This window comes from Kordia zhangzhouensis (assembly GCF_001005305.1).
Classification (GTDB): Bacteria; Bacteroidota; Bacteroidia; order Flavobacteriales; family Flavobacteriaceae; genus Kordia; species Kordia zhangzhouensis.
The window spans coordinates 103,656-127,377 of record NZ_LBMH01000004.1; the positions used below are offsets into that span (position 1 = coordinate 103,656).

Consider the following 23,722-nt stretch of genomic DNA (forward strand, 5'->3'; position numbering starts at 1 on the left):
TGATAAAAATAGTGCTGATTAGAATACAATTTTTAAACTAATATCTTTATCCTTTACTGTAAACTTAGAAGGTTCAAATTGTGGCGGGCCATAGCTCATCGGATTGTTAGACATTCCGTAATCTTCTTTTGGCATTCCGCTATCTTCAAAGTCCATACGACCATTATCATTTTCATCATGTACGCAGGTAATTGCATATTCGCCAGCAGGCACGTTGGTAAAAGTAATTGCTACTTTATTATCTTTAATGGTGCTTCCCGTTGCTTGGATTGGTTTTGCTTTCATAAAAGTTTCTTCCGTATGCAAAGCAAATAACACTTTTCCTTCATTATTTTTAATATTAGCAACGGTTACCGTGATAGTTTGCCCTTCAGGAGCTGTTTGAGCAGTGGTAAAATAACTTGTGAATAGTACTGCGATTAAAAGTAAATTTTTCATGTGTGTGATTGTTTATTGATTAATGATTCATTTTTAGCAACATGTAGCAGAGCCAAAGTGTTGTTTGATGATTCAAAAGTCTATAGAAAAACACAGCTTATCCAAAAAAAGATACTCGATTGTAATTTTTGTAGGATGAATTGTAAAAAGCTGTATAAACAGTGAGAAAAAGTATAGTACTACACTTCTAGCTTTTATACAGCTTTTACAAAATAGATTAGTGATGGTACTTAGTAAGCACATCGGATGCCACCGATACATCTTCCACCTGGACAATCACTGTCTTTCTTACAACGTCCTGTGTAGCCGCCAAGAATATTTCGCTGTGCAGATTTCTCAATAATGGTACTCCCCGAAAGGTTGGTAATACTTTTTAACATGGATATTGGTTTTTAAGGTTAATAATGTCAATAAGATAAGGCATTTTATGACCAATTCGCTACGGTAATGCCGTAGCATTGGTAGAAGCTCTTGCTGTACAAGCGGGGACAATTTTCCATGTTACATAGGAATATCGTTTTTTATACGATGAATCGTTTCATTTACGAATTCTGAAAACGTATATCCGTTAGGTTTTATAAATTCCATGTCAAAAGTTTCTGCAAAAGGAATAAACACATAGACATTCGGATCTTCTACTTCTTCATCCAAGTAGATAAATAAGTAACAATCTGCCGTATTATCAAAGGCAAAGAAAGGACGTTCAGTACTTTGATTTTCGTCGGCTAGATCTTTTAGCATTCTTTTTTGCATCGCTTCAAACCCTTTTCCCCAGTCGTCAAAAGGAATATTGCTAAAATTACCTCCTAAATATAGATACTCTCTAAAAGCTTTGGGAAACCTATTTTCATAATTGTATACTGATTCTAAATGTTTTATTTCCTCAAGGTTCATTCCTTCATTAACAAAACCATATAGCTTAGGGTTTTTTACCATTTGTTGCATGTATTCTATTTCCATTGGATTGTGTTATTTTACTTTGCCAAATGGGTCTTGTGTGTCGTTTCTATTAAGAATAGTTTATAACTAAATTTACCAAGGTTGTAAGCCTTTCAAAGCATTGTCAACGAGGTAATGTATCATTTCGTTAAATATAGTAAATGGCGTCTTCCATAAATTTTCACCTTCATCAGTATCATAAGCTTCATCAATAGATATATTCCAAGGCTGAGGATCATCGCCTTCATCTAAATATATAAAAGAAAAAACGTTGCCTTCAAAACTATGATAGGTTAAAAAAGGTCTGTGTATTTGTATTCCCCTTCCTTGAATGCGTAATTTACCTCCTTTAGTCATTCTATCGTAGAGTCCATCAATAGGACCATTAATTCCCAAGCCATCATATTTACCACCTATATGTAAAAACTCTCTAAATGCTCTGGGAAAAGAACTTCCTTCATTTAATATGTGTTCAAGATTTTCGATATCTTTTAAAGATAGACCTTCTGGATTCCACTTATTTGTGGGATAATTTTTTAATGTGTCTTTTACATGAAAGTATTTTTTTAAATATTGTATCTCCACAGTTTAGTTTTTTAGACTCTTGTATAATTGATTACCTGTATTTTATATTTTCACCACCATAAATCAAGAGTTTCATCATTTTTCCTTTTGATTACACAAAACCTTTTTAAAATTAGCAGTTCCCGTTGACAAGAGTCACAAGTAAAATATTTTTTTTAGTTTCTATTATAAATTTATAGTTCATATCAACTGAAAAACTAGGAATCGATTTCTAACTAATTGAATACATTAACTCTAAATCATTGCAAAGTGCTATTATTCTGCCTAAACAATCTTCTTTAAATTTAATTTTTATCGTTCCCTCATTTTTATATTTTTCATATATATTGATTACATCTTCAGACGAAGTTATTTCACTTTCATATATACTTAGTGCTTTTAAGACTGGCAACACACTATTTACATTTTTCTTTTTTTCTAAACTAATTGTTTTTCCCATAAAAAGCCTAAATTGATATCTGATAGTTTCATATTTTTTCTTCTAATCTTCTCGAAATCTAAGAATCAGGGAACCAAACCCACTTTTCAGGATTAATACGCATTAAAAATTTTGTTGTACTAATTTCTATTCTTGAAATAGGAGAATCTGTAACCATATAATATACTTCATCAACTGTATCAGATTTTGTAAATTCCTTTTCTTCTAGACCGTTTTCTATTGCATATTGAAGCTCACCTAAATTCTGAGGAGTTGAAAACTTTATCTCAAATTCTTTTAGGTAATAACAATTTTTTTCAAAATCATCAAATTGCCGCATGAGTATATATTCAAAATCTTTTCTTTGTAAGACATTCTTAGGAGCATATCTATCAATTTCGTCATCTATTCCTTCAGGATATTCATAATCTATTTCGAAGGAATTTTTATTTAAAAGGTTTCTATACCAATACTTCTGTTGCGCATATTGTTCCTTATATGTTATTGTTATAAGCTTACAAACTTCTGGGATAGAAGTTGTATTGATAAACTTTTTGAAATCATCAATCATTGGCCATAAGGCTATATACTCTTCATCCTTTGCATCAAGGATTTGTTTTACTGGATAATAAAAAAACTCTAAATCTAATTTAATCATTGTGAATAAGTATCACTAAACTTTATATTACTTATTGAAGTAAATAATTTAAAGTTCCGAACACTACGATTGTGAATTGTTTTTTAAATAATCTTTCCCCTTTGAAGTTATTAGCAATTGATTTTCTTCCACTAATTTTTCTTTTCTTAATTCTTTTAAAATAGCTACCCAATTTGTATCGTAATCTATTTTAGAATAATAAATTCGGTCAAATTTACTTCTTCCAAGGTTAGGATTTTGATCTAATATTTCTAATATAATTAATTTTTCTTTCCTACACCATCCCACGTGCTTTCATTTCCAAATATTTATTAATAGCATCAATAGTGAGGTTTTCGGGCGTGGTGAGAATAGAGTAGATGCCGTATTTTTTGAGTTCGTTGACAATCAAACGTTTTTCAAAAGAGAACTTTTCTGCAATCACTTTGTCGTATGCTTCTTGAATGGTTGTAGCTTCATTTTCAATTAAGTCGTTCAACTCCGTATTTTTAAAGAAGATTACGACTAACAAATGATTCTTTGCAATTCCTTTTAAATACGGCAATTGACGATTCAATGCATCCATGGTTTCAAAGTTCGTATACAGTAAGATGAGGCTGCGATGCTTTAAATTTCGCTTAATGTCTGCATACAAGCGTCCGTAATCCGATTCGTAAAAATCTGTAGAGATATTATATAATGACTCTAAAATCATGCTCATTTGCGAACTTCGTTTTTCGGCAACAACGATGTTTTCTACTTTTTTAGAAAAGGTAAACATACCTGCTTTGTCTTGCTTCTTTAAGATTACATTACTCATAACAAGTGTTGCATTGATAGCGTAATCTAATAAACTCAATTCATTGAACGGCATTTTCATCACACGTCCTTTATCGATGACCGAATATACTGGTTGCGATTTTTCATCTTGATACTGATTTACCATCAATTGATTTTGCTTGGCAGTTGCCTTCCAGTTGATTGTTCGCAAATCGTCACCTTGTACGTATTCCTTAATTTGCTCAAATTCCATTGTATGTCCAATACGACGAATTTTTTTAATCCCATACATAGTTAAGTGGTTACTGATAGCCAATAACTCGTATTTTTTTAATTGCATAAAAGCAGGATAGGTAGGCACCATAGCTTGGTTGTCAAAATAAAAACGTCGAGAAGCCAATCCTAATACAGATTTTACAAATATGTTTAATTTTCCAAAGGTATATTCGCCACGTTCTGTAGGACGTAGCATATATTTCAGTTCTAACGAACTTGAGGCTTTCATCTTTTTTTCTATGGAAAAATCACGGACTTGAAACTGTTCAGGAATTTCATCAATAATATCAATATAGATAGGAAATGTATAGTAGTTTTCTACTTGAATATACATTTCATTCTCATCGCCATTGGAGAATTTTTCAGGAGTTCTGCGTTTGGCATATATTCCTGTTTTTGTCATGTATAGAATAAGAATATCTAATAAGGTAACTGTACAAAAAATCAGAAAAATTAGTTTTGAAGCAAAGAAAAGTCTCGGAAATAAAAAGCTAATAATGAAACAGAAAATAACAGCCATACAACCGTAAAAGAAACGGTTTTGGAGGTATAATGATGAGAAAAAGCTTTTTAATTTTGGCACGAGCAAGTCTTTATTTATCGAGGAATTTCAATGGTTTGAATAATCTGTTGAATAATTTGTTTCGAAGTAACACCTTCCATTTCTCGTTCAGGAGTTACAATGATACGATGTTGCAACACAGGTACAGCCACAGTCTTTATATCTTCAGGAGTCACAAAATCACGTCCGTTGATAGCAGCAAATGCTTTAGATGCTTTGAGGATAGCAATAGAAGCTCTTGGAGAAGCTCCAATATATAAAAACTGATTGCTACGTGTGTTAATAATAATTTCTGCTATATACTTAAGTAAATGCGGTTCTACCACAACATCATTTACGAGAGTTTGGTATTTGGTAATTTGCTCTTTGGTTAAAAAAGAATGTACTTTATCTATTTTATTAGCTTCTTTAAGGTCATGTTCACGTACAATAATTTCAACTTCTTCTTCTAAAGAAGGATAGTCAACATTAATTTTAAAGAGAAAACGATCCAATTGCGCTTCAGGCAAACGATAGGTTCCTTCTTGTTCTATTGGGTTTTGTGTTGCTAAAACCATAAAAGGTGCTTCCAAACTATACTTGGTACCATCCATAGTAATTTGACGCTCTTCCATTACTTCAAATAAAGCTGCTTGAGTTTTTGCCGGCGCACGATTGATTTCATCAATCAATAACATATTGGTAAATACAGGTCCTTTTTTGAATTCAAATTCAGATTTTTTCATATCGAAGATAGACGTTCCTAAAATATCACTTGGCATTAGGTCTGGAGTAAACTGAATACGGCCAAAATCTACTGTTAGAGACTTTGCCAACAACTTTGCTGTGATTGTTTTGGCAACGCCAGGCACACCTTCTATCAATACGTGACCTTTGGCGAGTAGTGCAGTAATAAGCATATCAATCATTCCTTTTTGCCCTACAATTACTTTGGAAAGTTCTGTGCGTATTTGTTGAATTCCTTCTTGTAATTCGGTCAAGTCTATACGATTGGTAAACGATAAAGGCGTTTCTTGTTCGTTACTAGCTTGTAATTCATTGTTTTCTTCTGTAAAATCCATATAATGAATGTATTATATTGTGAGTTTATCTCTTTTTAAAATCTTCGATGGCTTTTGTGATGTTCAATACATCATTTTCATCATAAAAAAGCTTCTTTTGAAGGATTTGTATGAGTTTGACCAATCGTTCAATTTCTTCTTTCGGTTTTCCTGTTTTTTGGGACAATCGTGTACAGAACTTTTCGTCTAGTACCTGTGTGTCCATTAAGTATTCAGTTCGTAAATGTTCTAAGAAATAGGTAATTTTCTTTTGTACGACATTCTCGTGATCTTTGGTTTCGTAAAAGAGGTTTCCAATAGTTTTGGTAAAATCGACCGTAGTATTCGGAAGAGGGTTTATTACTTTTACGATGCGTTGTTTTCGTTTGGCATTAAAAACAATAAAAATGATTAAAAAAAGCAATGCGATGTACCATGCCCAACGTAAGGCAGGTTGTTGCAAGATGAATCGCAACCTTGATTTACTGATGCCTTCTCCATTTTGTATTTTGTTGGGAGAGTCAAAGAAAATATCTTTTTTAGGAATGTATCCCAAAACGGCTTCTACATATTTATGACGGTCATCTTTGAGCAAATGAAAGTTTGTAAACACAGCTGGTTGAGTGTGTAATAGAAGTGCTCCATCTCCAAATGGAATCTTGATAAAATTTGTGCGAGTGCTATCTTTTTCAAACTTATGAAAACCTAAAGGAATGGTATATGTCGTATCAATACTTGAAAAGTAAATATTCTTTATCCCTTTAGTAGCAGTAATGTTATTATATTTTAGTGTATAGTTTGCAAACGACAAGTCAGCTTTGGTCGATTTTTCAAACTTATATTCTGTAGTAAAGTTGAGCGAGTCTTTCAAAAAATCTGGAATTTCCCGAGAGGAGATGAATACTGTATTACCTTCATATGCAAAGTCTAGCAATTCTTTTAATGAAGGTTCGTCCATATAAGAGTCAGGATTAATGTTCAGGTATGTACCATTAATTTTGAACTTATACATGTCCCAATCATAATTTGCATTGAAAAATTCGTATGGAGTTCGGTAAATGTTTTTGATTTTTCCTTCATCAATAACATTAGCCAATTCTTTGTGAAATACTTCTAAATCAAAAGGTTTTGTTTGTCGTTCGTTATAAGTTTCACGCCAATCAATCGTAGCCGGACTTGATACTTCAAAAAACATTGCTGCAATGATAATGAAGATTAAAACTCCTAAATATATTTTTAGCGTACGATTCATGCGGCCATATTTTTAAGAAGAAATGTGAACGATGAAGCAGCTTTTTCATATTGTTGCTGATCAATAGTAAACTCACCATACCAAATATAATTGTACAAGTAGGAAGTATACAGAAAATGTTCATTTATGAACGAGTCAGTTATTTCAGAAGCATAGTCAAAATTTGTTTTATCAGGATCATACGAAATGATACCGGCGGTACTCATTTTTTTTAGCATATCCAAGTAGTGATAACGAATTGCATAGCGATAGTTCCCTTCATTTACAGCATCCTCAATCAATTTTTGAAAGTTGGTAACATGAATATCTGTTGCAATATCTTCATGACGAATACCTTTTTTATCTGAACGTTTACCAAAAACCCAACGTCCTTCACCATTCATAAGTGCTTTTACAATGAAAAAAACAACGAGGATAACAACTAATACATAGAAAATGTTAATCATATCATCTATAAAGTTGGAAGCTTCTTGACGTGAACCTAAATTAAATAAGTCTTGAACAGATTTTTCTAGCCAATCGATAAAATTTCCCAGCCAGCCTTCTGACTTTTCTTGTTCGTATTTATAATCACTACTGGTATAGCGATCTTTAAAATTTTCATCAAATTTTTGAGGAGAAACGTTGCTGGTGTCTTCTATAACAGTTTGCTGTGATTGTGTTTTAGGCATATTAGTATTCATCCCCATCAAAAAAGAAGGAACTGTAATAGTGACTAGTAGTCCACATGCATGTATGTATCGAATAAAGCTACGCATTCTTAGTCATCAGAACCTATTTGATCAATTGTACTTTGTGTATTTATATTTTCTCTTTCTTCTTTGAGACCGAAATAAATGATAGCTTGATTGATTTGTAAAACGGCAGAAACCAGATAGTTAACCAGATATGAAATGATTTGTATGGTAAAGATGAAGATAAATGTAAAAGACCATCTATCAAGATCATAAATGTTTGTCGGTTCTTCTAAAGAAGTGACACCTAAAATCATCGAGATTACAAACTCAATCATGCCAAAAATTGATTGAAATATAATTGACATAAGCATAAAAACAGCTACAGTTCCAATAGCAGGAAAAAACTTTTGAAAGCATAAATTCAAGCTATAGCTGAAACAATCAAATACTTTCTTATTGTTTGATAGAATGTATTCCATTAAAGCAGAATGATAAAATAAAGTAATCAACGCAACTACAAAAAGTATGAATGGGATTCCGATGATTGTTATAGACAAGATTAATGAAATAATTCCTGCTACTATAATGGCAGGAATAGACACTACAATGGCCGCTAAAATATATTTGAAAAGCTTTCCAATATTGGCTTTTAATTCAGTTACTATTTCATTGACCATAAAATTTGCTCCACTATGTTTTTGATAAAGCTTAAAGTAAATAGGAATGAAAGCATAATTTAAAATACCTACAATTAACCCTACAATTATAAAAATAATAGCATAGGTAATAATTGAGGCAGAATGTTGATTTAAATAATTTGTGAGCGCTTCAGGATTTCTGTTTAGTACGAAATCTTGCACAAAAATATCACTATATACTTGTATAAAGATAATTGACATGGCTATGAGAATCAATAAAAATACACCATTTACAATGATGTAGTTCCTAAAGAAGTGTTTTCCATGTAATCGTAAAAAGTCAAACGTATCTTTAAAATACGCACTAAAATTTCTTGCTTTATAAAGTTGAAACATTCGCTCTTAATTTTTTGTGTATGATATGTGGGTAAATCAAATAATAATATGAAATGATACTTAATGTTACAAGTATGATTCCGACAGAAAGCCAATTAGGCATACTGTTGGAATACCTAGTTACAAAACCTTCCAAAAAGCCCGCAGCAAAGGTAAAAGGAAATGTACTGATTAATATTTTTATACCGTTTTTAAGTCCCATTTTAAAAGAAGTCATCCGTGAGTATGTTTTAGGAAACAGGATACTAGCACCGAGAAGCAATCCAGCAGCTCCTTCAATCACAATTGCAAAGATTTCCATAGCACCATGAATCCAAATTCCTCGAACACTTTCCCATAAAACTCCTTGTTCGTGAAAAAAGTATTGAAATGAACCAAGCATAATACCATTCACCATTAAAATATATCCTGTACCAAAACCGCCAAATACACCATATAAAAAGGATTGAATACCTACATATAAATTGTTCAGCGTAATTCCGATAAAACTTCCCCAGTTACTACCGCTTTTGTATATGGCTACAGGATCTCCATTTTCAATGTTTTCAAGAGTTGTGTTTACATAATTATCACCTAAAATAAGCCGAACAAACGAATCGTCATAAGCAGCAGAAACAGCTCCTATTGTTACAAACACGCCAAAGATTAAAAAAGCATATAATACATAGCGACGAAATTGGTACATGATTAAAGGAACTTCGGTTTTCCAAAAAGAAATAAAACGATTGCTTTTTTCTCGCTTGGTTCTGTAAATACGTTGAAAAGCTGCCGCCGCAAGTTGATTCAAATAACCAATCGTTTTACTTTTAGGGTAATACGTTTGTGCATACGCCAAATCATTCATCAATTGTATGTATAATGATGAAAGTGTATCTGGATTTTTGAATTGATTATTGTAAATGGTTTTTTCAAAGTTTAACCATTTTTCTTTATTTTGCTTGATGAATGCAACTTCTCTCATAAGTATGCTAAAATAAAACATTATATGTCAGAGATACAAATTAATACTACGCAAAATGTAAATATCGATTTTACATTAGCATCAGTGGGAGAACGAATTGTAGCACACTTGATAGATATGCTTATTAAAGTTTCGTATGGAACCATTGTTTGGTGGGTAATGTCGTCACTTTACTATGATAGTGGGTTTATGCAAGATTGGGATCAATGGTCAGTGATTTCTGTGTGGGTTTTATTACTTTTTCCAGCAATTTTTTACACCTTAATTTTAGAATCGTTGTTTGAAGGACAAACGCTTGGAAAGAAAGCATTAAAAATACGAGTTGTAAAAATTGATGGGTATCAAGCTTCATTTATTGATTACTTGATTCGGTGGTTTTTTCGTATCATTGATTTGAATATACTGAGTGGTTTTATTGCAATGATTACTGTAATTGTAAGTGAAAAAGGGCAACGTTTGGGTGATATGACTGCTGGAACTTCTGTGATTTCTTTAAAAAATAAAATACGTATCTCACATACCATTTTGGAAGAAATAGGAGATAATTATAAACCGCAGTATCCGTCTGTAATTAAATTATCAGACAACGATATGCGCATTATCAAAGAAACTTATTTGATAGCCAAAAAAGGAAAGGATTTTGATACACTCAACAAATTGAGAGCTAAAATTGAAGAAGTGATAGATACTAAATCTTCTGAAAAAACAACTTCTTTTATTGACATCATTATCAAAGATTACAATTTTTACACGCAAAACATGTAATGATAATTTACGTATTAGATATTATTGGAACTTTCGCATTCGCCATTTCAGGAGTTTTAGTGGCTATGCAAAAACGTATGGATGCATTTGGTATTTTTATTATTGCATTTGTTACAGCTGTTGGAGGTGGAACATTGCGAGATGTTTTGATTGGAAAAACACCTGTTGGCTGGATGAACGATTTGAACTATGGATACGCCATTACACTTGCCGTTATTTTTTCTATTCTTTTTAAGAAACGATTGAATAAGCTACGAAAGTCACTGTTTTTATTTGATACAATCGGTTTGGGTGTATTTACGATTATAGGTGTTGAAATTGGAATTTCGCAGCAATTACATCCATTTATTTGTATAGCCTTAGGAACAATGAGTGCTAGTTTTGGCGGAGTAATCAGAGATATTTTATGCAATGAAATTCCAGTAATTTTTCGCAAAGAAATTTATGCAATAGCTTGTGTTTTAGGAGGTGTTACATTTTTTGTACTTCAGTATTTTAAACTTGATGAAAATGTGATTTATATTTCTACAGCATCTATGGTTATTACCATACGTTTGCTAGTAGTAAAATTTAAAATTCAGTTGCCAAAATTATATCAATAAAAAAAGGAACTTAACCCGCTTAGTAAGTTCCTTCTCATCAATAATTAAGTCTGTTTTTTAAAAAATTGTATATCCTATTGTTATAGAAAACTGTTGCAGTTTTACACTTGATTGCGAAGCGTTTTCTAATAATTCTCTGTTAGGAATATATCTTGCCTCAATAGAATATGCATCATAACTGTAACCAATTCCTAATGCTACGCCAGCAGACGTAGAAAAACGGTCTTTAGCAATAGTATAGTTTCCACTTCCTTTTGCATCTAATAAGAAATCCATCACAACTGCTCCGCTTAGAAATAGTTTGGAAGTATCATTTAAAAACATATAGTGTTTAAATCCTAAAGGAACTTGAATTGCACTGTATTCTAATGTATATTTTCTGTTAATGGATAAATCATAAAATTGACTATCACCTTTGTAAGAACTATAATTTGGCGCAATAAACATTGACCATTTATTCTTGTTAAAAGGAAAAACATACTCCACTTCAAAACCAAAAGTAGGTGACCAAGTCACTTCAGATTCAATGCCACCTCTAAAAAAGGTAATTGCAGAAAGATCAGTAACTGCGCTACCATTGTAAACACCAGCAAAGGCTTTAAGATGAAATATTGCTTTTTTATTTTTCTTAAACTCTACGCTAGTTCCTCCTTCACAGGTATTATAATCTAAAAAGAATGATTTCAAATCGCCTGCTTTATAATCAATACGAGACACTCTTTTCTCATTAACGTTTCCACAAGATAATTCGGTCATGAGCTGTTGTTGATATCTATTATTGTATAAGATATCTCGATTTTCATTAGTATAAACGTTGTAGATTAATGGCTTCATTTCATTCGTTTCTTTTTTATAAAAGAAAGCTCTTTTGTCACCATCTGAAAACTCATATAAAGTAGCTTTTCCTTCTATAAGTACATTGAGAATCAGTAAAGTGTCTTTTAAGTTTGGACTTCGTTCGTAGGTTAGGTTGGCTATAGCTTTACTTGAGGCATCAAATGGAACGGTATGTGTTTCAAACTTAAAAGCATCATTAATGACAAGTGTTTTGAAACCATTTTTTCGTAATATTTTTACTTCGCCATCAGTAGAAAGTTTATATTCAAATTTTGAAGGCGTATTAATCCAGTCTTCATTTTTGATAAAACATTCAATCTTTTGGTTGCTTTGATTGATATAATATCCTTTTTCAAAGGTAATCTGAGCGAAAATTTTAGAGGAAAATAGGAAAAAGACAAAAAGAGATAAGCAAACGTTTTTCATGTTTATGAGTGTTAATTATAAAAAGCGCAAAACTAACTATATTAAATAAGATAGTAGGCTTCACACTCAAAAAAATATGGCGTATAGGGACTTATTTAATCTAAGACTTCTACACGATGAATCATAATATTCTTTTTGGGCCATTCACCTTTATCTGTTTCCTGATTGGCGATTTCATCAACGACATCCATTCCTGAAATCACTTTTCCAAAAGCAGTATATTCTTTATTCAAATGATGTGTACCTCCTTCTTTTTGCACTATAAAAAACTCATAAGGAGAAGCATATTTGTACGCTCGGTCTATATCGCCACTAGGCATTGAAATAACACCACGATCATGTTTAAACCCTTTTCTAGTATCAGGTGGAAGTAAATAATTGCCGATTTTTCTACGCTTTTTAGCAATATCCCAACCATCTGAGTTTCCTCCTTGAATGACAAAGTCTTTTACAACTCTATGAAATTGTGTTCCTGAAAAATAATCTCGTTTTGCCAGCATAATAAAATTGGCTCTATGATAAGGAGTTTCTTCATAAAGCTCAACATCAATATTACCAAAGTCGGTCACAATACGTACTTTTTTCTCCGGATTTTCTTTTCCGTATGCAATCATGTAATCAAGTACATTCTCGCTAGTAATTAAAATGTTTTTTTCCTTCTTTTTGGGTTTCTTTTTTGCTATTTCTTTCACAGTTTTGATTGTGTCAGTTTTTTGCACTTCTTGTGAAGAAGGTGTAGAAGTTTTAGTATCTTCACAGCCTAAAATTACACAGATCGTCCATAGTAAAAAGCAAATTTTTCTCATAGATGAATTTTAATCATTTTAAAAAAATCCTTCCAAAAATAGCAAAAATCCAACTTCCAGGAGTTGATTCACAGCTTAAAATGGCGCCTGCAATTCGCCAAGAAGAAATAAGGAGTATGGAAAAACAAATGAAGAATTCAAGAAAATCAGCGGTTATGGCTTTGTTTTATCCCAATGCATATTATGAAACAACACTCGTGTTGATTTTAAGAAAAACGTATAAAGGTGTGCACTCTAATCAAGTTGGATTTCCAGGTGGACAAGTAGATCCGGAAGATGAGGATTATATCGCGACAGCTTTACGAGAAACAGAAGAAGAGGTAGGAGTGGATAGAACCGCTATAACAATTGTAAAAGAGCTAACAGCAACTTATATTCCACCAAGTAATTTTACAGTACAACCTTTTCTTGGAATTTTGGAGGATACTCCTCAATTTGTTCCACAAGCTTCTGAAGTTGAAGAAATTATTGAAGTTTCTCTAAAAGATTTATTATCAGAAGAAACTATTATCGAAAAAGAACTTTCCACTTCATATGCTAAAAAAATTAAAGTTCCTTCGTTTTATCTCAATAAATATGTGGTTTGGGGAGCAACTGCGATGATGTTAAGTGAAGTTAAAGACGTCATTTCTGAAGCCATTTCAAATTAGTTTTCGTAAATTTGTCATTCGCTTAAAATTAAAAATACATGGGATTATTCAAGAGGAATCCTTTCGGACATATACTTTTTTTAAAAAGATGGCTTATCAGAATTGCAGGAATGTTAACACATCGACGTTATCGAGGTTTTAATGAACTTAAAATTGAAGGCTCAGAAGTATTACGTTCATTACCAGATAAAAAAGTCTTGTTCGTTTCTAACCACCAAACGTATTTTGCTGATGTAGTTGCAATGTTTCACGTATTTAATGCGAGTTTGAAAGGACGTGAAGATTCTATTAAAAATGTAGGGTATTTGTGGAATCCTAAGCTAAACCTTTACTATGTAGCTGCAAAAGAAACCATGAAATCAGGGTTGCTACCTAAAATTTTGGCTTATGCAGGTTCTGTTAGCATTGAACGCACATGGAGAGCTAATGGAGAAAATGTGAATCGACAGGTAAAAATGAGCGATATTTCTAATATAGGAGTTGCTCTAAACGATGGTTGGGTTATTACATTTCCTCAAGGAACTACTCGCCCTTGGAAACCAATTCGTAAAGGAACAGCTCATATCATTAAAAAGTACAAGCCTATAGTAGTACCAATTGTAATAGATGGTTTTAGACGTTCATTTGATCGTAAAGGGCTACGAATTAAAAAGAAAGGCATTCTTCAGTCTATGGAGATTAAAGAACCATTAGCGATTGACTATGAAAATGAAAGTGTTGCTGATATTATTGAAAAAATTGAATATGCAATAGAGCAACATCCATCATTCTTAAAGGTGATTTCTCAAGAAGAACTCGAAGCGATGGAAGAATTGAATAAAAAACGAAAGTGGGAATATTAGAAAATAGATAAAAAAAAGACTCTAATACAGAGTCTTTTTTTTTATCTATTATTTTGATAGTATATCTTCTTGTTTAACATTCGTATTTTGATTGTGAGTAGAAGTATAAATTACTTGTCCAACTTTGGTAAACATAGTATAAATCAATTGAATCAACCCACCGTTACTAGTAATATATACGGAACTATAAGATGAATTTGTGAGCACATAATCTGTTGATTGTTTTTGAAAACGCTTCGTATCAGGGTGTGCACTTAGTGAGAGACTAATTGCAAAAAATAAAATTAAAAAAAATGCTTTTTTCATGACAATATGATTTTTTTGATGGTAAATGCTAAGATTTTAATTGTTTTAGCTCTTTGTAATTGCGTTGTAATTTTTTAGTTAACAACCCATATAAGAGATAGTATATTGCATAAAAAATTAAAACGATAATACATGCTAATAAAATAGTAACCAAAGCGAGCATTAAATAACTACTTAGTGTGGCTTCAGCTTTAAATTGCTCTATACCGCCTGCTCCTTGAATAAAACCAGTAGGAACTGCTACACAAACAGAAACAGCGATAGCACTTAAACTATATATAATATAATATTTAACAGTTTTTCGAGTTGTCATGATGTTTTGCATCAATTCTTTAACTGAACTTGTCGTAGAGATTTTTTTATAATTAATAAAGAATTTGTAGATAAAGTAAAAAACAACAAGAAATGACAAGTAATAAAACCAATTGAACCACCCTGGAGTAGCAGGTTCTTCCATGGCTTCAGGTTGAAAAATAAATAATAAGGCAGCGACAATAAAACCGAAGCCTAGCTCAAATAAACTTACATAAAAAATCCATTTCACTAATGATGAAGATTTTTTATGAGTCATTTTATCAATATCTTCGAAAGATAGCTTTGGCTGTTGTGCCTCTTGCTTCTTCCAATCTTTTTTTAGTAAGTCTAATTCTTCCATAATTTATGGATTTAAAATCTTTTTCAATTTGGTTTTAATTCGGTTCATCTTCACACGAGCATTTACTTCTGTAATACCAATTGTTTCGGCTATTTCTTTATAATTTTTATCTTCTAAGTACAAAAAAATCAAGGCTTTTTCAATATCAGATAACTGCTTTATTGCTTTGTACATAATTTTCAATTGCTCTTCCTCTGTATCATCATAATCATCAGATGCTATCTTAAAGACAACAGTTTCATAATCCTGCGTTTTTACATTTCGTTTAGACTTTCTATACAATGTAATTGCTGTATTGAGAGCTACACGATACATCCAAGTACTAAATTTTGAATCGCCTCTGAATTTAGGATATGCTTTCCATAATTGTATGGTAATTTCCTGAAAAAGGTCATTGTGCTGATCTCTATTGGATGTATAAATTCTACATACTTTATGAACGATATTCTGATGGCGTTCTAATTCGGTAACAAAATTATGTTCGAGGTTGTTGTTCAATTTTTTGATGGTTGTTTGCCTATATGTGTTTCAATACACAAATATGTTACATATTTTTCAAAAAAAAATTAGAAAGCCGTACTTTTGTTGAGTTAAGGAACTTTTTTATGAACATACCAACAACGAGTTTTCCAAGAGTTGTCATTATTGGTGGCGGATTTGCAGGAATTTCTATAGCAAAACAATTAGGAAAACAGGAAGTGCAAGCTGTATTAATTGATCGACATAATTATCATACATTTCAACCGTTACTTTATCAAGTGTCTACAGGCGGATTAGAACCCGATTCGATTGCATATCCTATTCGTAAAATTGTAAAAGATTATCCTAATTTCTACTTCCGATTAGCCAATGTAGAATCTATTGATGCGGAACAAAAAAATGTGCGTACTGATATTGGTGATTTGAGCTATGATTATTTGATTATAGCTACGGGCTCTGAAACCAATTTTTTTGGAAATGACGAAATAGAAAAGAACAGTATGGTCATGAAAACGATTCCACAATCGTTAAATCTCCGTAGTTTAATTTTAGAAAATTTTGAACAAGCAATTTTAACATCCGATCTTGAAGAACGCAACGCACTAATGAACTTTGTGATTGTTGGAGCCGGACCTACGGGTGTGGAATTAGCTGGTGCTTTGGCAGAGATAAAAAAAGGGATTTTACCTAAAGATTACCCAGATCTTGATACACGTCAAGTTAAAATCAATTTGGTACAAGGTGCTTCACGTGTGTTGCCTGCAATGAGTGAAGAAGCTTCTGAAAAGGCTGAAGATTACTTACAAAGTCTTGGTGTTGATGTTTGGAAGAATTTGCGAGTTACAACTTACGATGGTGAATGGGCCAAAACCAATGGAAAACCAATTTTTAGAACAGCAACACTGATATGGTCTGCAGGTGTAAAAGGGGCTACCATACCAGGCGTGGATGGAAAAGAATTTACGACTAGGGGAAATAGGATATCAGTTAACGAATTTAATCAAATTAAAGGGCTTGATGATGTGTATGCCGTAGGAGATATTGCTTGTATGCAAAGTGAAGTATATCCAGATGGGCATCCAATGATGGCACAACCAGCAATTCAACAAGGAAAGCATTTAGGAAAGAATATCGTTCGTAAGATTAATGGAAAAGAAATGAAACCATTTCAATATTACGACAAAGGATCAATGGCAACTATTGGTAGAAATAAAGCAGTGGTTGATTTACCTAGATTTAAGTTTCAAGGATTCTTTGCATGGTTTGTTTGGATGTTTGTCCACCTTTTCTTTTTGATAGGTTTCCGCAATCGATTGGTTGTTTTTATCAATTGGGTGTATAATTATGTGCGTTTTGATCGCGAAGCTAGATTAATTATTAGACCATTTAAAAACACCAAAAGACGCTAGGTTTATGAGTTCGGCACGTTTTCATTGAACGGTTTTAAATATAAAATACCAAGGATAATGCATAGTTGTGACATTCCATAAAAAAGCATAATACATATGTCTTTGTGCGGGATAGCTCGATAGAAAGCATTCAATCCAACGATTGTTTGTGTAATTGAGAATAGCAATGCTCCAATAAGCACTAAATGGTAACTCTTTTTATTAACATTTTTATAGCGCAAAAAAGCAATCTTCGTAAAGTTTAAAACAGTAGCAATATAAATCATTACAGGAATGAGCATGTTGTTTAAGCCATCAAACATGAAGTACATTAAAAATAATGCGATAAGAAGCGAAATAGCCAAAAAAGGAATCAATCGATCTACGTCATATACTGTTTGTCTGTAAAAATAAAAAGAGTAAAAAAGCAATGCTATCAAAAACGATAATAAACCTCCCATGAAAGAATAAAAAGAAGTGTCTTCTAATAAAACAATATCTCCTACGCAAAGAAAAAATAAAGCGCCCAATACTGAGGCTCTGTGTACTAATAGCATTTTCGTACTATTGAGGTAGAAAAATATACCCAATAGAATAGTTATCAAAGGCTTGGTTAGTAAACGTAATTCATAAAATTCTTTAGCATTATTAAAGTAAATATCTAAAGACAAATTGATCAAAAAAAGAATAATAAAGACTCTGAAAAACTTCATATTAATGCTAACTCCCTAAAAAGCAATGCAATTTAGTGAAAAAAATATACACGTTAGCTCTTGTAACTCTTCAGTATACCTAAAACAATTAAAAATTGTGCAATAGCATAGGTCAGCATAATACCAATATGCGAAAAAGGAAGCGGGGAATAAAATTTATTGATTGCCAAAAGACTATCTGAAATCATGAAAAATAAAGCACCTATAAAAACAAGAAAATAACCATTATCTAAAACGTTACCTTTTCGCAAGTAGGCAGAGGTTGCCATTCCTAAAATAATAGTCATATACACTACAACAGGAATCAACAAATTTCCTAATCCATCTTTAATAAACCAAAAAAGGCCAGAAGCGTATAGCAAAAGAAAGAGTATAAAAAGAGTACTATTTCGCTGGTTGTTTCGATCTTTTAAAAAAGTAATAATATACATTACATGTGCGAGTAAAAAGGAAACTAATCCTGCAATAAAAAAACTTTCTGATCGAGTTACTAACATCAACAACACATCACCACACAGAGAGCACAATAAAGCTAAAATAGTTGTCACTCGAATAGCAGGTTTTATGTGAGCCGCATTGGAGATGAAAAATAAAAGTAGAGAAATAACAATTGCAGGTTTTGTTATGTAATGCCAAGTGATATATGTTTCAAAACTTCCAAAAAAGAGTTCCAAAAGAACAATAATGGTAAAAAAGAAGGTAAAAAGTTTAGTTTTCATGATGGGAAGTGATTTTTTTTCGAAAAAAAGTTATTCAATAATACTATAAAAATAGCAGGAACTCCAATAAATAAAACCTCATTTTGAATGACACGCCATCCCCATTCACTAAAAAAATTGCTTGCTCCTAATGGAGAAACCAATATAGGACGCCATGGAAAAAAATAACGAGTATTGTCAAAAGGAATAAAAAAACCTACACCGCGACCACCATTAGTGCATGCGTCTAGCAAGCTATGAGAAAGAGTAGCAATCATAAATAAAACAAAAAGAAGCATACCTGTTTTAGAAATGTAAGGAATTTTTCTGTAACAAATAGCTTTCATACTAAAAGCTAAGATGATTGCAAATAAAATACTATGTGTAAAACCACGATGCCCCAAAGGATGCAAATACGGAAATCCAAAATAAAACATAATTACATCTGCATCTGGAATAACAGCGCAAAAAATAAGAAGTAGTGAAAGCTTTCTTGCATTCAATTTTGGGTTTCCAACTTTTCCAATGGTAAAAGCAACAAGAGCATGTCCAAAAATAGAAGCCATTAGTTGGAGTTTGAATATTCGTCCAATATTGCTTTTTCATGAGAAGTTAAACTTTCAACGCCTTTGTCATTTATTTTCTCCAAAATACGATTAATACGTTCCTGCTTTTGCTTTCGTTCTGCATTAAACTTGTCATCAATAGTCTGATATCCCTGCGAAGAAGTTTTAGAAAAGGAAGATGTTTCTTTTTTTGACTTGAATATAAGATAGATAAAAATAGCAATTACAGCTATAGAAATAAATGGCATGATGCTCATAAAAACTACTATTTACAATTGGAATGTGTGTTTCAAAAGTACAATAATTCTATTTTTTACACAATGTACTTCGAAATACAATTCATCCTAAATTTACGACAATTGAGTAGTTTCTTTTTTAGTTTTTTTTCAATTCACAAGAAATTTGTGCCATCATCAAACAAAAAATAACTCATCAATCATGAAAAAAATATTGGCACTTCTTTTTTTATTTACGAATGCGATTTTAGTAGGACAAACAACAGTGTCGGGTACAGTTACTGACGAATCAGGCACACCTATTTTTGGTGCCAATGTATATTTGAAAGGAACTTATGATGGCGCATCTACCAATGAACAAGGAGCTTATACATTTACTACTGACACCACTGGTACGCAGATTCTAGTGGTTTCTTTTTTATCGTTTGAAACAAAAGAGCTTGCTTTACACGTTTCACAAATGCAAGGAATAACAATAAAACTAAGAGAAAATGTCGATGCTCTGAATGCCGTGATTTTAAGTGCAGGATCATTTGAAGCGGGAGAAAATGCCAAAGTTACCGCACTCAAACCTTTAGACATTGTAACTACGGCAAGTGCTTTAGGTGATTTTGTTGGCGCTTTGCAAACCTTACCAGGAACAAGCACAGTGGCCGAAGATGGTCGCTTATTTGTACGTGGAGGTCGCGCTGAAGAAACTCAGATTTTTATTGATGGAATACGTGTATTTACACCTTATAGTAATACGACTAATAATATTCCTGCACGTGGACGTTATTCCCCATTTTTATTTAAAGGAATTACGTTTTCTACAGGAGGCTATTCAGCAGAATTCGGTCAAGCTTTGTCGGGTGTATTAGAACTAAACACAATCAATGAACCTGATCAAGAAAAAACAGACATTTCGGTGATGACAGTTGGAGGTGCATTAGGACATACTGAAAAATGGGAAAAGGGATCGGTAAGCTTTAGCACCTCATATATCAATTTAGCTCCGTATTTAGAAGTTTTTCCCGATCGTAACGAATGGATCAAACCATTTCAAGGCGGACAAGGAGAAACTGTTTTTCGACATCATTTCACCAATGGAACACTAAAATTTTATACAGCATTTGATATCACAAACTTTGAACTAGATCAAGAAAGTATCAATTTTGACGAATTGGTTCGCTTCAAATTAAGCAATACTAATCTATATATGAATGGTTCATACAAAGGAACTTTAGGCGAAAAATGGTCAATTGCAAGCGGATTAAGTTACACGCGTGATCGTTCTAAAATTCGTGTGATTGACGATCGAATCCAAAGCAATGAAAACTCGTTTCACTTTAAAACCAAACTAAAAAAGAATTTCAATAATCGGATCAAACTGAGTTTTGGTGCTGAATATTTTACAACTGATTTTACAGAAGATTATGAAAGTCCAACGGTTTCTCAAGTTGACTATGGGTTTAAAAGCAATTTAGTAGGGGCTTTTGCAGAAACAGACGTTTTTTTCTCTAAAAATTTTGCATTAAAAGCGGGAATTCGGTTAGACCATGCAGATCTTTTAAAAGAGACAGTCATATCACCACGAATATCAGTTGCTTATAAAACCTCAGAAAAAGATCAAGTATCAGTTGCTTTTGGACAATTTTATCAAAATCCGAATGCAAATTACCTAAAGTTTCACACAGATTTCAAGCCAGAAAATGCAACGCACTATATTTTGAACTATCAATATGTATATGATGGAAAAACATTTCGAGCGGAAGCCTACCACAAAACATATACTGATTTAATTACTTTTTCAGGAGACTTTGTACAACCAAATACACATTTCGCTAATGATGGATTTGGTCATGCCACAGGATTGGATATTTTTTGGAGAGATAATAAAAGCATTAAAAATGTAGATTATTGGGTATCTTATTCTTACTTGGATACCAAGCGAAAGTTTGAAAATTTTCCTGTAGAAGCAACACCAAATTTTGCGACTACGCACAATTTTTCGTTAGTAACCAAACACTGGGTAGAATCATTAAAAAGTCAAATTGGGTTTAGTTATAATTTTTCTACTGGAAGAACATATACTAACCCAAATACCAACTTGTTTTTAGGTGAAAAAACAAAAGATTATCATAGCTTAAGTATGAATTGGGCTTATTTAATTTCCCCACAAAAAATCTTGTACTTTTCGGTATCGAATGCATTAGGTTTTCGAAACGTGTTTGGCTATGAGTACGCAAATCAACCAGATGTAAATGGAACATTTCAGCGAATGGTACAACGCCCAGCAGCAGATCAATTTTTCTTTGTAGGGTTCTTTTGGACAATCAGTGATGATAAGAAAAGTAATCAATTAGATACTTTGTAAAAAAGCTTACGATTGTTGAAGTAATTTTTTAATCAATACGATCTGTCCCAAATGATAATATGTATGCTCAATTATGACATCTATATTACGATAATTGCTTCCGTATTTTTTATCGACAAAACTGCCAAAAAGAGTGGTTTCTGACATGTTTTCAACCAACAAAATAAACCGTTTGGAATCGTTTTTAAAAAGGTCTATGCGTTGCTGCCAATCTTCCTGTGAAGTGATTGGCGGCGCATCAAAACTGAATTGATCTCGAATGTTTAAATGACCGCCTTCAAAAACATCTGCAACACCAGCAATGTAATAATGTAAATGAAAAGTCAAATCAGCAATCGTATTCAAATTGTGTACTTTTTGTGTCGCATCTTTCCATATAAGAGAGGAAATTTCGTTGAGCACGTTGGTTCCTGTAACCCACGTTCCTTCGGTTAATATTTCGCGCAAGCGATTTCCAAGAGTGAGCGATATGTTGGTGGTGGTTGGTTTCACAATCAATATGATTACAGTAGGAAAACTACTTAAAATTTATTCAGAATCAAAAATATGTTGAAATTGTTTTGGATTGTAGGTTTCATCTTTTGCTACTTGAATCATGGTAATTCGAACTTTTGTGGGGAAAAACTTTTCATAGTCAGGACGTTTATGAGCATGACCTTGTCCGCCACTATCATCTTTAATAATCAAATCCATTTGTTGAATACCTTTTGACCAAATAATGGACTCGTTTTCCCAAAATTCGTTCATAGAAACATCTTTTTCAAAAACGCCTGTCGTTGTAAATAAATCAGTACTCGTGCAACCATATTCATTGTTTTTTCTAAAATTTGGAATATAACAAAGTGTCCATTTGGTCGGTGCGTTTCCAATTGGTTTTTCAATAACTTCTATACGAATATGAACACTCCCGTTTCTATAATCAATTGGGTATGTCCAATCTTTAGGCACATTAGGAAACAGTTTGTTATGGGTAACATAATAGTGAGATTTGCTCGGGGAAGAAGTCAGTGCGTCTTGATATGTGAATGTAAATTCTTCATCAAATAGGATAAATTGGGTTGCTGTTTTTGGGGAACAACTAAAAAGAAGAACGTTAACGACGATTAATAGTATACAGTTTTTCATTCATAATTGATTTGTCTAAAAATACATGAAAAACCAGTTTGCTATTAATACGAATATGACAAATACATCACATAATTTGGGTTATAGCGTGTTTCAGATACTTTAAAATCATACTCGCCAACCACTTTAAAATGGTTTCGTTGGTAAAAGCGTACTGCACGTTCATTTTTAATCAGTACATACAACCACATACCGTGTTGCTTAGATTTTTTTGAAAAAGTAATAAGGTAATCTAATAACTGTTGTCCTAGTTGTTGTCCATGAAAGGATTTTGCAACATACAAACGATCCAATTTGGTCAGCGCAACAGTTTCAATGTGTTCATTCCTAACATTGAGTTGAATTTTACCATAACCGATTGCTTCTTTGTTAAAAAAGATGAGAAAATAGTGAATTGTATCGTTGTCAAATTCAGTTTGCAATGTCGTTTGTTGAAAAGCACGTGAGGCATACTCTTCTACAGCTTCTCTAGGAGTATTTGGCAAATACGTTTCCAAAAATGTACTTTTTCCTAGAGCAGAAATTTCTTCAATATCATGACTTGTTGCCTTTCGAATTTGAATCATTTAAAAAATTTATTCTAAAATAAGCAAATATACCTGCTTTTGAAATAGGAATGATGTACGCTATAACTATTGTTTGATTGACAATACTTTTGGTATATAATCAATT

30 protein-coding genes are annotated in these 23,722 nt (G+C 32.5%); 6 read left to right on the forward strand and 24 right to left on the reverse strand.

Annotated elements, in window-relative coordinates:
• Positions 1-18: 18 nt before the first annotated feature.
• From AA088_RS07065 to AA088_RS07120, 12 genes are all read right to left on the reverse strand, one after another.
• Positions 19-438 carry a DUF2141 domain-containing protein gene (locus AA088_RS07065; protein ID WP_046744274.1) on the reverse strand — a complete coding sequence of 140 codons (420 nt, stop codon included), beginning with the start codon at positions 436-438 and terminating at the stop codon, positions 19-21.
• A gap of 501 nt (positions 439-939) precedes the next feature.
• On the reverse strand, positions 940-1,398 hold the full coding sequence (locus AA088_RS07070; RefSeq protein WP_046744275.1) for a hypothetical protein: 459 nt from the start codon (positions 1,396-1,398) through the stop codon (positions 940-942).
• A 72-nt stretch (positions 1,399-1,470) separates the two neighbouring features.
• Complete coding sequence (locus AA088_RS07075) at positions 1,471-1,962, reverse strand: hypothetical protein (RefSeq protein WP_046744276.1); 492 nt, start codon at positions 1,960-1,962, stop codon at positions 1,471-1,473.
• Positions 1,963-2,173: 211 nt separating this feature from the next.
• Complete coding sequence (locus AA088_RS07080; RefSeq protein ID WP_046744277.1) at positions 2,174-2,401, reverse strand: hypothetical protein; 228 nt, start codon at positions 2,399-2,401, stop codon at positions 2,174-2,176.
• Between the two features lie 58 nt (positions 2,402-2,459).
• Entirely contained in the window at positions 2,460-3,038 is a 579-nt protein-coding gene (locus AA088_RS07085) for a hypothetical protein (protein WP_046744278.1), read from the reverse strand.
• 63 nt (positions 3,039-3,101) lie between these two features.
• On the reverse strand, positions 3,102-3,326 hold the full coding sequence (locus AA088_RS07090; protein WP_046744279.1) for a hypothetical protein: 225 nt from the start codon (positions 3,324-3,326) through the stop codon (positions 3,102-3,104).
• Entirely contained in the window at positions 3,313-4,593 is a 1,281-nt protein-coding gene (locus AA088_RS07095) for a DUF58 domain-containing protein (protein WP_046744280.1), read from the reverse strand. The genes AA088_RS07090 and AA088_RS07095 overlap by 14 nt, the downstream gene beginning before the upstream one ends.
• Before the next feature lie 77 nt (positions 4,594-4,670).
• Complete coding sequence (locus AA088_RS07100) at positions 4,671-5,696, reverse strand: AAA family ATPase (RefSeq protein ID WP_046744281.1); 1,026 nt, start codon at positions 5,694-5,696, stop codon at positions 4,671-4,673.
• Positions 5,697-5,721: 25 nt separating this feature from the next.
• Positions 5,722-6,927, reverse strand: coding sequence for a DUF4350 domain-containing protein (locus AA088_RS07105; RefSeq protein ID WP_046744282.1), 1,206 nt, complete (start codon positions 6,925-6,927; stop codon positions 5,722-5,724).
• On the reverse strand, positions 6,924-7,685 hold the full coding sequence (locus AA088_RS07110) for a DUF4129 domain-containing protein (RefSeq protein ID WP_156168470.1): 762 nt from the start codon (positions 7,683-7,685) through the stop codon (positions 6,924-6,926). The genes AA088_RS07105 and AA088_RS07110 overlap by 4 nt, the downstream gene beginning before the upstream one ends.
• 2 nt (positions 7,686-7,687) lie before the next feature.
• On the reverse strand, positions 7,688-8,638 hold the full coding sequence (locus AA088_RS07115) for a hypothetical protein (RefSeq protein WP_046744283.1): 951 nt from the start codon (positions 8,636-8,638) through the stop codon (positions 7,688-7,690).
• Positions 8,622-9,599 (reverse strand): stage II sporulation protein M, encoded by a 978-nt coding sequence (locus AA088_RS07120; RefSeq protein WP_046744284.1) that lies wholly within the window; start codon positions 9,597-9,599, stop codon positions 8,622-8,624. The genes AA088_RS07115 and AA088_RS07120 overlap by 17 nt, the downstream gene beginning before the upstream one ends.
• A 24-nt stretch (positions 9,600-9,623) precedes the next feature.
• Between AA088_RS07120 and AA088_RS07125 the strand changes: the two genes are divergently transcribed.
• Both AA088_RS07125 and AA088_RS07130 read left to right on the forward strand, forming a co-directional pair.
• Positions 9,624-10,364: an RDD family protein gene (locus AA088_RS07125; protein WP_046744285.1), complete on the forward strand. Its 741-nt coding sequence runs from the start codon at positions 9,624-9,626 to the stop codon at positions 10,362-10,364.
• A gap of 2 nt (positions 10,365-10,366) precedes the next feature.
• Positions 10,367-10,966 (forward strand): trimeric intracellular cation channel family protein, encoded by a 600-nt coding sequence (locus AA088_RS07130; protein WP_046744567.1) that lies wholly within the window; start codon positions 10,367-10,369, stop codon positions 10,964-10,966.
• 57 nt (positions 10,967-11,023) lie between these two features.
• Here AA088_RS07130 and AA088_RS07135 read toward each other — a convergent pair whose 3' ends face one another.
• Together AA088_RS07135 and AA088_RS07140 are read right to left on the reverse strand one after the other, a co-directional pair.
• Positions 11,024-12,229 carry a porin family protein gene (locus tag AA088_RS07135; protein ID WP_046744286.1) on the reverse strand — a complete coding sequence of 402 codons (1,206 nt, stop codon included), beginning with the start codon at positions 12,227-12,229 and terminating at the stop codon, positions 11,024-11,026.
• Between the two features lie 95 nt (positions 12,230-12,324).
• Entirely contained in the window at positions 12,325-13,035 is a 711-nt protein-coding gene (locus AA088_RS07140; protein WP_046744287.1) for a peptidylprolyl isomerase, read from the reverse strand.
• A gap of 2 nt (positions 13,036-13,037) precedes the next feature.
• Here AA088_RS07140 and AA088_RS07145 point away from each other — a divergent pair, with 2 nt between their 5' ends.
• Entirely contained in the window at positions 13,038-13,685 is a 648-nt protein-coding gene (locus AA088_RS07145; protein ID WP_046744288.1) for an NUDIX hydrolase, read from the forward strand.
• Positions 13,686-13,723: 38 nt separating this feature from the next.
• Positions 13,724-14,527, forward strand: a complete 804-nt coding sequence (locus AA088_RS07150) for a lysophospholipid acyltransferase family protein (protein ID WP_046744289.1) — start codon at positions 13,724-13,726, stop codon at positions 14,525-14,527.
• A gap of 48 nt (positions 14,528-14,575) precedes the next feature.
• On the opposite strand, the gene AA088_RS07155 is transcribed toward AA088_RS07150, so the two are convergent.
• Genes AA088_RS07155 through AA088_RS07165 form a run of 3 tightly spaced genes read right to left on the reverse strand, consistent with a single transcriptional unit; the run spans position 14,576 to position 15,986 of the window.
• Positions 14,576-14,833, reverse strand: coding sequence for a hypothetical protein (locus AA088_RS07155; RefSeq protein WP_046744290.1), 258 nt, complete (start codon positions 14,831-14,833; stop codon positions 14,576-14,578).
• A 28-nt stretch (positions 14,834-14,861) separates the two neighbouring features.
• Positions 14,862-15,488: a hypothetical protein gene (locus AA088_RS07160; protein WP_046744291.1), complete on the reverse strand. Its 627-nt coding sequence runs from the start codon at positions 15,486-15,488 to the stop codon at positions 14,862-14,864.
• 3 nt (positions 15,489-15,491) lie between these two features.
• The gene (locus AA088_RS07165) at positions 15,492-15,986 is read right to left on the reverse strand and encodes an RNA polymerase sigma factor (RefSeq protein ID WP_046744292.1); all 495 of its coding nucleotides are present in this window, start codon (positions 15,984-15,986) and stop codon (positions 15,492-15,494) included.
• 107 nt (positions 15,987-16,093) lie between these two features.
• Between AA088_RS07165 and AA088_RS07170 the strand changes: the two genes are divergently transcribed.
• Positions 16,094-17,377, forward strand: coding sequence for an NAD(P)/FAD-dependent oxidoreductase (locus tag AA088_RS07170; protein WP_046744293.1), 1,284 nt, complete (start codon positions 16,094-16,096; stop codon positions 17,375-17,377).
• A gap of 2 nt (positions 17,378-17,379) precedes the next feature.
• On the opposite strand, the gene AA088_RS07175 is transcribed toward AA088_RS07170, so the two are convergent.
• The 4 genes from AA088_RS07175 to AA088_RS07190 are packed head-to-tail and all read right to left on the reverse strand — an operon-like array spanning position 17,380 to position 19,590.
• A complete protein-coding gene (locus AA088_RS07175; RefSeq protein WP_046744294.1) occupies positions 17,380-18,069 on the reverse strand; it encodes a lysoplasmalogenase in 690 nt (229 codons plus the stop codon).
• A 53-nt stretch (positions 18,070-18,122) separates the two neighbouring features.
• Positions 18,123-18,788 (reverse strand): lysoplasmalogenase, encoded by a 666-nt coding sequence (locus tag AA088_RS07180; protein WP_046744295.1) that lies wholly within the window; start codon positions 18,786-18,788, stop codon positions 18,123-18,125.
• Positions 18,785-19,333: a metal-dependent hydrolase gene (locus AA088_RS07185; RefSeq protein ID WP_046744296.1), complete on the reverse strand. Its 549-nt coding sequence runs from the start codon at positions 19,331-19,333 to the stop codon at positions 18,785-18,787. Before AA088_RS07185 ends, AA088_RS07180 begins: the two co-directional genes overlap by 4 nt.
• On the reverse strand, positions 19,333-19,590 hold the full coding sequence (locus tag AA088_RS07190) for a DUF6576 domain-containing protein (protein WP_046744297.1): 258 nt from the start codon (positions 19,588-19,590) through the stop codon (positions 19,333-19,335). Before AA088_RS07190 ends, AA088_RS07185 begins: the two co-directional genes overlap by 1 nt.
• A gap of 181 nt (positions 19,591-19,771) precedes the next feature.
• Between AA088_RS07190 and AA088_RS07195 the strand changes: the two genes are divergently transcribed.
• Positions 19,772-21,925 carry a TonB-dependent receptor gene (locus AA088_RS07195; RefSeq protein ID WP_046744298.1) on the forward strand — a complete coding sequence of 718 codons (2,154 nt, stop codon included), beginning with the start codon at positions 19,772-19,774 and terminating at the stop codon, positions 21,923-21,925.
• Positions 21,926-21,931: 6 nt separating this feature from the next.
• Here AA088_RS07195 and AA088_RS07200 read toward each other — a convergent pair whose 3' ends face one another.
• The 3 genes from AA088_RS07200 to AA088_RS07210 are packed head-to-tail and all read right to left on the reverse strand — an operon-like array spanning position 21,932 to position 23,616.
• Positions 21,932-22,417, reverse strand: coding sequence for a DUF1572 domain-containing protein (locus AA088_RS07200; protein ID WP_206539838.1), 486 nt, complete (start codon positions 22,415-22,417; stop codon positions 21,932-21,934).
• Positions 22,418-22,453: 36 nt separating this feature from the next.
• Positions 22,454-23,050, reverse strand: a complete 597-nt coding sequence (locus AA088_RS07205; RefSeq protein ID WP_046744299.1) for a hypothetical protein — start codon at positions 23,048-23,050, stop codon at positions 22,454-22,456.
• Positions 23,051-23,094: 44 nt separating this feature from the next.
• Positions 23,095-23,616, reverse strand: coding sequence for a GNAT family N-acetyltransferase (locus AA088_RS07210; RefSeq protein ID WP_046744300.1), 522 nt, complete (start codon positions 23,614-23,616; stop codon positions 23,095-23,097).
• Positions 23,617-23,722: the final 106 nt, after the last annotated feature.

What these genes read in the sequence shown, in the direction of transcription:
- AA088_RS07160 (WP_046744291.1), bottom strand. Translation starts at nt 15,488, where the DNA reads ATGGAAGAATTAGACTTACTAAAAAAAGATTGGAAGAAGCAAGAGGCA.
- AA088_RS07170 (WP_046744293.1), top strand. Translation starts at nt 16,094, where the DNA reads ATGAACATACCAACAACGAGTTTTCCAAGAGTTGTCATTATTGGTGGC.
- AA088_RS07080 (WP_046744277.1), bottom strand. Translation starts at nt 2,401, where the DNA reads ATGGGAAAAACAATTAGTTTAGAAAAAAAGAAAAATGTAAATAGTGTG.
- AA088_RS07175 (WP_046744294.1), bottom strand. Translation starts at nt 18,069, where the DNA reads ATGAAGTTTTTCAGAGTCTTTATTATTCTTTTTTTGATCAATTTGTCT.
- AA088_RS07140 (WP_046744287.1), bottom strand. Translation starts at nt 13,035, where the DNA reads ATGAGAAAAATTTGCTTTTTACTATGGACGATCTGTGTAATTTTAGGC.
- AA088_RS07145 (WP_046744288.1), top strand. Translation starts at nt 13,038, where the DNA reads ATGAATTTTAATCATTTTAAAAAAATCCTTCCAAAAATAGCAAAAATC.
- AA088_RS07195 (WP_046744298.1), top strand. Translation starts at nt 19,772, where the DNA reads ATGAAAAAAATATTGGCACTTCTTTTTTTATTTACGAATGCGATTTTA.
- AA088_RS07095 (WP_046744280.1), bottom strand. Translation starts at nt 4,593, where the DNA reads ATGGCTGTTATTTTCTGTTTCATTATTAGCTTTTTATTTCCGAGACTT.
- AA088_RS07180 (WP_046744295.1), bottom strand. Translation starts at nt 18,788, where the DNA reads ATGAAAACTAAACTTTTTACCTTCTTTTTTACCATTATTGTTCTTTTG.
- AA088_RS07065 (WP_046744274.1), bottom strand. Translation starts at nt 438, where the DNA reads ATGAAAAATTTACTTTTAATCGCAGTACTATTCACAAGTTATTTTACC.
- AA088_RS07190 (WP_046744297.1), bottom strand. Translation starts at nt 19,590, where the DNA reads ATGAGCATCATGCCATTTATTTCTATAGCTGTAATTGCTATTTTTATC.
- AA088_RS07125 (WP_046744285.1), top strand. Translation starts at nt 9,624, where the DNA reads ATGTCAGAGATACAAATTAATACTACGCAAAATGTAAATATCGATTTT.
- AA088_RS07205 (WP_046744299.1), bottom strand. Translation starts at nt 23,050, where the DNA reads ATGAAAAACTGTATACTATTAATCGTCGTTAACGTTCTTCTTTTTAGT.
- AA088_RS07115 (WP_046744283.1), bottom strand. Translation starts at nt 8,638, where the DNA reads ATGTTTCAACTTTATAAAGCAAGAAATTTTAGTGCGTATTTTAAAGAT.
- AA088_RS07135 (WP_046744286.1), bottom strand. Translation starts at nt 12,229, where the DNA reads ATGAAAAACGTTTGCTTATCTCTTTTTGTCTTTTTCCTATTTTCCTCT.
- AA088_RS07110 (WP_156168470.1), bottom strand. Translation starts at nt 7,685, where the DNA reads ATGCGTAGCTTTATTCGATACATACATGCATGTGGACTACTAGTCACT.
- AA088_RS07120 (WP_046744284.1), bottom strand. Translation starts at nt 9,599, where the DNA reads ATGAGAGAAGTTGCATTCATCAAGCAAAATAAAGAAAAATGGTTAAAC.
- AA088_RS07210 (WP_046744300.1), bottom strand. Translation starts at nt 23,616, where the DNA reads ATGATTCAAATTCGAAAGGCAACAAGTCATGATATTGAAGAAATTTCT.
- AA088_RS07150 (WP_046744289.1), top strand. Translation starts at nt 13,724, where the DNA reads ATGGGATTATTCAAGAGGAATCCTTTCGGACATATACTTTTTTTAAAA.
- AA088_RS07085 (WP_046744278.1), bottom strand. Translation starts at nt 3,038, where the DNA reads ATGATTAAATTAGATTTAGAGTTTTTTTATTATCCAGTAAAACAAATC.
- AA088_RS07185 (WP_046744296.1), bottom strand. Translation starts at nt 19,333, where the DNA reads ATGGCTTCTATTTTTGGACATGCTCTTGTTGCTTTTACCATTGGAAAA.
- AA088_RS07070 (WP_046744275.1), bottom strand. Translation starts at nt 1,398, where the DNA reads ATGGAAATAGAATACATGCAACAAATGGTAAAAAACCCTAAGCTATAT.
- AA088_RS07105 (WP_046744282.1), bottom strand. Translation starts at nt 6,927, where the DNA reads ATGAATCGTACGCTAAAAATATATTTAGGAGTTTTAATCTTCATTATC.
- AA088_RS07155 (WP_046744290.1), bottom strand. Translation starts at nt 14,833, where the DNA reads ATGAAAAAAGCATTTTTTTTAATTTTATTTTTTGCAATTAGTCTCTCA.
- AA088_RS07100 (WP_046744281.1), bottom strand. Translation starts at nt 5,696, where the DNA reads ATGGATTTTACAGAAGAAAACAATGAATTACAAGCTAGTAACGAACAA.